Origin of the sequence: Xanthomonas cassavae CFBP 4642 (genome assembly GCF_000454545.1) — a bacterium.
In the GTDB taxonomy this organism is placed as follows: domain Bacteria; phylum Pseudomonadota; class Gammaproteobacteria; order Xanthomonadales; family Xanthomonadaceae; genus Xanthomonas; species Xanthomonas cassavae.
The window spans coordinates 4,547,819-4,555,468 of the sequence record NZ_CM002139.1; the positions used below are offsets into that span (position 1 = coordinate 4,547,819).

Annotated in this window: 6 protein-coding genes and 3 pseudogenes; 2 read left to right on the forward strand and 7 right to left on the reverse strand. The window is 53.6% G+C overall.

The annotated features are described in order from the left end of the window. Positions 1–3: 3 nt before the first annotated feature. Positions 4–233, reverse strand: a pseudogene (locus XCSCFBP4642_RS28920) (IS4 family transposase); the annotation flags it as partial. Positions 234–347: 114 nt separating this feature from the next. Here XCSCFBP4642_RS28920 and XCSCFBP4642_RS25420 point away from each other — a divergent pair. After that, positions 348–949: pseudogene (locus XCSCFBP4642_RS25420) on the forward strand (integrase core domain-containing protein); the annotation flags it as partial. A 45-nt stretch (positions 950–994) separates the two neighbouring features. Here the strand turns inward: XCSCFBP4642_RS25420 and XCSCFBP4642_RS28925 are convergent. The 6 genes and pseudogenes from XCSCFBP4642_RS28925 to XCSCFBP4642_RS30910 all read right to left on the reverse strand — a co-directional run bounded on the left by XCSCFBP4642_RS28925 (position 995) and on the right by XCSCFBP4642_RS30910 (position 7,167). Beyond that, a complete protein-coding gene (locus XCSCFBP4642_RS28925) occupies positions 995–1,972 on the reverse strand; it encodes a hypothetical protein (RefSeq protein ID WP_152527311.1) in 978 nt (325 codons plus the stop codon). Between the two features lie 106 nt (positions 1,973–2,078). Next, complete coding sequence (locus XCSCFBP4642_RS28930) at positions 2,079–2,621, reverse strand: spore coat protein U domain-containing protein (protein WP_152527312.1); 543 nt, start codon at positions 2,619–2,621, stop codon at positions 2,079–2,081. A gap of 690 nt (positions 2,622–3,311) precedes the next feature. Beyond that, positions 3,312–5,981, reverse strand: a complete 2,670-nt coding sequence (locus XCSCFBP4642_RS27700; protein WP_084624608.1) for a fimbria/pilus outer membrane usher protein — start codon at positions 5,979–5,981, stop codon at positions 3,312–3,314. 6 nt (positions 5,982–5,987) lie between these two features. Continuing rightward, positions 5,988–6,323: a fimbrial biogenesis chaperone gene (locus XCSCFBP4642_RS27705; protein WP_053329605.1), complete on the reverse strand. Its 336-nt coding sequence runs from the start codon at positions 6,321–6,323 to the stop codon at positions 5,988–5,990. Further along, positions 6,312–6,694 (reverse strand): annotated as a pseudogene (locus tag XCSCFBP4642_RS30905) (fimbrial biogenesis chaperone); the annotation flags it as partial. The pseudogene XCSCFBP4642_RS30905 and the gene XCSCFBP4642_RS27705, both read right to left, overlap by 12 nt. A gap of 56 nt (positions 6,695–6,750) precedes the next feature. Next, on the reverse strand, positions 6,751–7,167 hold the full coding sequence (locus XCSCFBP4642_RS30910; RefSeq protein ID WP_425480204.1) for a fimbrial protein: 417 nt from the start codon (positions 7,165–7,167) through the stop codon (positions 6,751–6,753). Here XCSCFBP4642_RS30910 and XCSCFBP4642_RS28935 point away from each other — a divergent pair. Next, the gene (locus XCSCFBP4642_RS28935) at positions 7,055–7,345 is read left to right on the forward strand and encodes a hypothetical protein (RefSeq protein ID WP_152527313.1); all 291 of its coding nucleotides are present in this window, start codon (positions 7,055–7,057) and stop codon (positions 7,343–7,345) included. The two genes, XCSCFBP4642_RS30910 and XCSCFBP4642_RS28935, sit on opposite strands and share 113 nt — an antisense overlap. Positions 7,346–7,650: the final 305 nt, after the last annotated feature.

Below are 7,650 nucleotides of genomic sequence, written 5' to 3' on the forward strand. Positions count from 1 at the left end.
CTGCTCGATGGCTGATCGCTCGACCTGCAACCTGCGATTGCACAGCAGGCGGTCGCATGCCTTGAGGGGCGCACGTACCCGCGTCGCAGCGGGCCAAGCGCGTGCGATGTCGATCAGCGTCAGCCGGCCTCCGTGCCCTAGCGCTTCAACCGCGCGCAGCAAGGTGCGTTGGCGTAATGCATCCCGGAGAGTGAGTTAGACAGGCACTTCTGCAATACTTCACTGGCGCGCATGGTGGGCGCTCTTCTGTGGCTTAGTCACCTTGAAGCGTGCCCCATGCGCGCACCTTCTTCCACATCTTGAAGCAACAATTGCTTGACATTGCAGGAAGAAATGTGGGGAAACATCAGGTTTGGCGCGTGTATTGCCTGATGCAGCTCAACCGCCGCCGTCGCGGGAAGAAACGCGTGCCCACGCGGCATCCCATGCCGCTGGTGGCCGGCGACGCGATCAACCGGAGCTGGTCAGTCGATTCCATGTCCGACGCACTCCGGGATGGGCGTCGATTCCGCACCTTCAACGTCATCGACGACTTCACGCGCGAAGCACTGGCGGTGGAGATCGATCTGAACCTTCCTGCATCCCGTGTCATCCGCACGCTGGAGCGTGTGGCTGCCTGGCGGCTATCCCGCGAAGCTCCGCCGTGATAACGGTCCGGAGTTTGTCGCTTTGGCGCTCGCCGAATGGGCCGAGCGGAAAAGCATCAAGCGTGACTTTATCGAACCGGGACGACCGATGCAGAACGGGTTCATCGAGCGCTTCAACGGCAGCTTCCGTCGCGGCGTGCTGGACATGCATGTCTTCCGCAACCTCAGCGAAGTTCGCGACCAGGCAGAGCGATGGCTGGTCGACTACAACCGAGAAGTACCGCATGACAGCTTGGGCGGGCTTACGCCCATCGAATTCAGGCAACAAAACGATCCGGCTGCCATCGGGTGATGGTTGGCACTCACTAACGGGGGGCGACAAGTCAACGAGCCCACAGCATCATCAGTTAATCCGGCGTTAATGTAATCGTAACGGTGCTTGAGTACGCTCCGGCAGTGGCGGCCCTGTTGCTGCCTGCTAGGGCAGATACCCTAACAACGGAAATATGACTCATCGACAAAAAACCAGCTGGAGTCGCGATGCTAGAAGACTTTGTACTATTGTCAAAAGCCACGGCGTACGGCTCATCCAACATTTCCAGTTGCATTCTGAAGCGTATGACGTCCCCCGTGGGGACGAGATTGCCATCTGCCACATTCCCCGTTGTACTGAAGGTGAACGTCCCTGTAGTCGCCCCTGAGCACTTACTCGTCATCAACACGGCGACGCTTGTGCCAAGAGCGTCGTTTGTGGCCGCCTTCTGAAGCGCCAACGATGAGAGAGTGCCCAGATCGACCGCACTTTCGTTCAGAGCCAACGTGCATGCTGGCATCACTGGCGATGTCCCCGTAATGGTTAACGTCCAGTGATTCTCCCCGTAATAAATTTCGCGAACAATGTTCACTTTCCCTGGGACCGACGTACTAGTACTGACTAATGCAAGGTCCGAAAGATTATTAGTCGGAGTTATGCCGATAGTGCGAGGATAAGGGCCCATAGTAGCATTAGGATCATTCGCAGTATAAGCATCCAGGTTCACCGCGGAGGAACTTAGTAACGCAGAGACCGGTATATCGACAGTCTGGAAGCCAGTATATTCGGTGGTATTCGGTGCAATCCCTCTGGCATATAGTAAAGGAATTTTCAAACGCAACGTGCCCGTAAGCGTGGCATTAGTAATAGTGTTGGCACTAAGCCCGCCCAACAACCATGAATTAGTGCTACCGAAATCTCCATAAGAAGTCCCAAAAGACAATGCATCGATAGTACTTTCTCCAGGTTTGCCAGCCACGACCTGATTTAGGGTCACCGTGGCCGGGGTCCAGGCGGCGTTTGCGTTTGGCGAGATCGCGGCGGCACTGACAAATCCGACGACAATTGCCACCGCCCTCCTGATAACCCTCCCTAAATGCATCATAAACACAAGTCACCATGCCATAATGAAAAAGATAAATCGGTTATTCCACCTATATGTCCTTAGCTCCTCACACCTACTCCGCAGCCAATTCAATATTAAGCGTGGACGAATAGGTTCCGGCCATGGCCGAGCTACTATTTGCGCCAGCGATTCCGAGGACATTAAACGTCAAAGGATTACCTGCAGATAAATTAGCTCCACTTATTCCCAGGGAAACGGACTTTGAGGTAGAATCGAAAGACTCAAATTCTCCCTGAGAACTCTCTTCAATCTTGAAACGAATATAATCGCTTCCGTCGCTCGTCATGAGATAGCCGTCCGCGACTCCCCCCGACGTGCTAAGGGTCAAAGTTCCCGCTGCTGCCCCTACGCACGTAGGCGTTACAGTGAACGAACCTGAGGTATCGACGAGTAGGTTGCCTGCCACCGTCTTCCGAACATCGGTCGCTGAGATCGAGCCTAGAACCACTTGGGAAGTATTCACCGAAATACTGCAATCCGCTTGTATAGTCGAACTTATGGTGATCGATCCAACGTCTGTCGCCATTGCCCCGCCAATAGGCCAAGAGAAGCACCACATCAGCAGGGCGAACCATAGTCGTTTCTTTTCATTCATAATAACTATCCATATTTTTTGCGCGCATGCCGGCGTAGATGCTCATCGACTAAACCGAGTACATGCAAACGTTACCATTTATTCAGTCGGTCGTCAGCGTAATAGTCAGAGTTGCCGAGTACGTTCCGGCAATCGCCGACGCGTAATTGGCACCTGTAACCACTAGAATAGGTAAGTGATTTAAATGACCCGTGCCCAGGTCGTCGCCCGTCCCAATAGGAAAACTTACTGATTTTGTTACACTATTGAACACAAGGCTACTGACGCTGTAACGAATGAAATCCCCATCCGTCCCCACCCGATCGCCCCCCGCGACAATGGGGGTGCTTAGCGTCAATACATCTCCAGGGGTGGTCGTTGTTCTTCCTGTGCATCGAGTTATCACATCGAATGAACTTCTACTTAGCCCGGTCAACGGTTGTCCTGGCCCGCGATGAGCCCGCACATCTGTTGCTGAAACTGTGCCCAAGTCCAACGTATCGCTGGACAACGTTATGGAACACTCCGTCTTTACAGTCGCAGTTATTTGGAGGGATACCGGCGTCGTTGCACTTGTCATCGCCACCGCACGCAGGGGAGTGAACAACAAAAACGTCAGCAACAGCATCGCTTTTAATCCGGAGGCTGACTCACTTTGGCACATTACATTTTTCCTGACATCGATCTGTGGGTCGAATTAATTGATCGGTACTAATGCAAGCGGTCGACACCGGGCACGATTGAACTTGAGCAATCGCGAGTCAAAATAACAATCTTCTCCGACGAAGTGGCTCCTTCTGGTAACGTGTACTGCACTAGACATTGATGGTCTGGTCCGTCACCCCACTCCGCGCGGAGCGTACCGGACGGCGCAAGACCAGAAAGAAATACCTCACCGTTGTCGGCAACAATACCGCTACTGCTACTGCTACTTACGGTCGTACCAAACGGAAGTGGCGCGCCCTTATGCGTAAGGGTTATAAGCGCACGGGCACCGGTATGCGCGACAAACTTCGCCCTTACCACCGCGCCGAGAGTGGGCACGACACTGGCAACAGCATTTTCTATGTCGGTATTGCCGGCCAAGGTCGTAAGATCGAGCGCAACCCGGTTTTCTTGATAGGCCGAGGCGTAAGGCACCACAGCGTAACCCCGCCGATCAGTCCTGACTCCGATCGTGTTTGCTGGTGCCACGCCGTATGCACCAGGCGCGGTCACGAGGATGTTGGTATCGCCTAGCGACTGCCCCATCGTCAGACCGTTTCGATGCAAGAGAGCGCCACCGGAAAAGCTATAGCTGAACTGCTGGTAGCTGTTGCTGTAACTATATCCCAGGCTGGCATTGCCGTGCGCACCTTGGTGGTTAATGCTCGCGTCTCCGCTCTTATCACCGCTGGCGCGACTTTGAGACACACTCCAGTTCAGGGAAGCATCTTCCAGCGCGGTTCCACTGACGCCTGCGGCAAATGAACGGCTTCCTTCATTATCCTGCGTAGTCGTCAGCGTAGCGACGTACCCCGGACTGGAGCTACCGTTATGGGACCGCCAAAAATCCAGTGGCATTGATAACGAGAGGTAAAGCGTTCGGTCTGTGCTTGCCCTTGAAAATGCTCGCGTCATACTATACGACAGGTTGTAATTGACATGGCGGAATGCGCCACTGAGCCCCAATTGTAATGAAGTGGTGCTGCGGCTCGCCTTCCAGTAGGTTTGGTTCGAACCCGTCAGGTATACGTTTGTCGAATTGCCCACACGTTGCGAGAGGCTAGCCTGGAGAAGCTGTCGCCGGTGAGAATCAAGGTCGTAACAGTCATAGCTTATCGGATAATTCTCATTAGGCACCGTGGTCGCATTAGTCGCGCACCCTTGCATGTCCTTTAGGGCCGTTTCTTCCAGCGTATAGAAGCCCTTGGTGGAATACCGGAAACCCGTTACCTGAAGCGTGGATCCAGTGGCGTTAAACGTACGGGCATACAATATCCGCAGCGACCCTCCTTTATGCCGTGAGCCATCAACAAGCCGGCTGTCAGCCTCCGTCACGTCCGCAGACAGAGCACCTGCCTTGCCCATGTTGACACCCGTGCCGATCAACGTCGACCGATAACGTTGGGTGTACTGCAATCCGCCGAAAACCGTCAGACCATACGGCAAACCCCAAACCATTGTGCCCTCAGCCATGGGCGGGCTCTTGTGTTCGTTATCAGCCGAGCGATAACGACCCGCAAAAACCGAGTACTTCACAAAACCCTGCCGCTGCAATATCGGAAGAGAGGAATAGGGAACGACCCAGCTACGAACGGGTCCGCTCGCCTCCTTGACAGTCACCTCAAGGTCACTGCCTGCGCTAGACGGAGTCAGGTCACTTATCACGAAAGCCCCGGGCGCAACGCTTGTCTGGTAGATCGTATAGCCGTTCTGCCGGACCGTTACCTGTGCATTGGTGCTGGCAGTTCCTCGTATCACGGGCGCGTAGCCTCGCAGGCTATAGGGATACATGTTCTCGTCGGTGGCAAGCTGCAGCCCTCGGACACCGAGAGCATCGAAGACGTCTCCATTGGTATTCGTGTCCCCGACGGTCATCTCGCTTCGCCATGGAATCAGCGCACGTTCGACGTAGGTACTCTGGTGCTCCCACTTCTGATAATGGTACAAACGGTTATTGTAATCGCTCCAACTCCTGCTATCGCGCACGCGCCATGCTCCCAGATTGAAGCCACTGATAGCGCTAAAGTAATGATCGCTGCTGTTGCTATTTCCTGCACGGCTGGTGCTGCCACTAACGCGATATGAAAGCAACCCTGCATCTATACCCTCATCCCAGCGATCCGGCGCGATCCACCCTGACGGCAACCGAACAAGAGCGGCTTGAGGAACACTGATATACAGACGCATTTTCTGGAAATCGAGCACAGACTTTGCACCTGGAATAACTGATTCGAGAGACGGGCAATCGCCGCTATCTCCTTTGTCCACGATGACGTCTGTCAACGCCGATGACTTGACGCCGATCGCCTGCAACTCCTTAGCTGACACGCAAGCCATGAGCCCCGTGTCATCGCGTACGATGGTGCCCGCGTCGCCATTGTTATCAATGGTGATCGTTTCTGACGGGGTAACCGAATCTGCTGGACGAGCGATAAAGCGGATAGTTCTGTTGTCAATACGCTGCCCGTTCAGCCAAAAGTCCACCAGATAACTCCCTGGCAGTTGTGCCCCCCTCCGCTGGAAACGCGACAGATCGGCCACAGCCTGAGAGTTGCCGGAAATGAACCCAGGATCGAACCAAAGATTTGCGTCTCCTCTAGCGTCGGCGGCCAAGGCCGGCGACGCTAAAACTAACGTCATCCACCCGATTAGACTTGCGTGATACTTCCGCCACATCACAGCTCACGAAAGACTTATAGAGGCATGGAATTCCGGAGTCACCGCACCGAAATCATCAATGACGTGATAATCAATGGAACGTGCGTCCGACCCATCCGTCGTCTCGGTCGCGGAACTAAACGGCGCCACCATCATGGACTTAAGCTTATCGCCCCCCAAACGCAAGCCAACCAGCGTAAGGTAGTAAGGCGTAGGGTTGGTGACCGTGATTTGCCCATCTTGCCGCTTGAAGGTCAGCCGACGCGGCGCCTCGTCGACAGACGGCTTTAGACCTGGCGGCCGGATGAAAAGCTTGATACGAGTGACCGTAGCAATCACCAAGATGTTTTTTCCCTGCACTTGCGCCTTGTCCTCAGCCGGAATGGCCTTTGCATTAAAATAATAAAGTGTCTCTCGATCAGATGCGGGCGAACTGCCGACATAAATCAAGCGAAGAATATTTTCATCTCCCGAATTGCTGGTGTACAACGGAGGCGTAACGATGAAGTCGCTATTTTTTTTTGTTGCGCGTCCTCAACCCAAGACTGAACCAAATACACTGAATGCGACGAAGTGTTTTTTATTGAAACATCAACAGACTTTGCGTTTGCCGGGTAAATAACGCGCGTACCGCCCACGGTAATCCCTCCGGCGATGGCATTAAAGCACATGAAGGCACCGAAAACAAAAATAGCTACTTGAGCCCTGAAAAGATACGTCAGGCCAATCATTATTCAAACCTCAAAGGCAGCATATCCCAAGATATGCTGCGCCGGCAATAACAGGATTATTCGTACGTCAAGTTAAAAGTAAGGCTCGAGTTAGCCGCACCGGCCGTTGCGCCTGCCGCTGTAGCAACGTACTGAGCTCCGAAGTAAAGTGTATTCTCACCAGCCACGATAGGTTTCGCAGCGGAACTCTGCGAGCCGGCAATGGCGACCGGTTCGGCGTCCTGGAGGATCTGGATGCCAACATTAGCCGCTGCGACACCGACTGCGCCATCGCCACCATTTAAGGCAAGCACGGTATTGTCTGAGCCCACAGGCGTGCCTACAAACGTAACCGCTGCCGTTGAGTAAGAATCCGTTGTTGTGTCGCTGCTTGCCAATACGCAATCTGACAGCTTGATTGAAAACGAAACTGGCGTACTCGTCGCGCCCTTTTTTGCCAACGCGGCGGCTCGCACTTCTCCCAAATTAACAATTGTCTCGCTCGCACCGGTATCCAACGAACATGCAGCATCAACGATGCGTCCCGTGAAGTTCACCGTTCCACCGCTGACAGTCACGGGAGCAGGAGCGGCCGCCCATACCGAGGCCGAACAGAATGCCAGTGCCGCCGCGGTCGGCAATACCGCCTTTATTTTAATGGTCATTAACTGAGTATCCTTAAAATAGGAATTTCTATATTTTCCCTCTTTCAGAAGAGTCTTCTTAACGCACCGAAAGAAGACTTGCTTACAAGAAGGTTGTCTTGTATCAATCAATCAATTCATTCATTCATTAGCTTTAAACAGAGTGAATCAGTTGCGTACACAGTCCAAAGCAACTGGCACTACGCAGACCTAGCAAGCGTCGCTAATGGGCACACACCTCACAATTCAAGTCGTACTTGTGACTATAATTTTACCCCCCCCTTTTTTTTGCTGTGGGCGAATGCCTATTTATCTATAGGTGCCCCCCCCCCC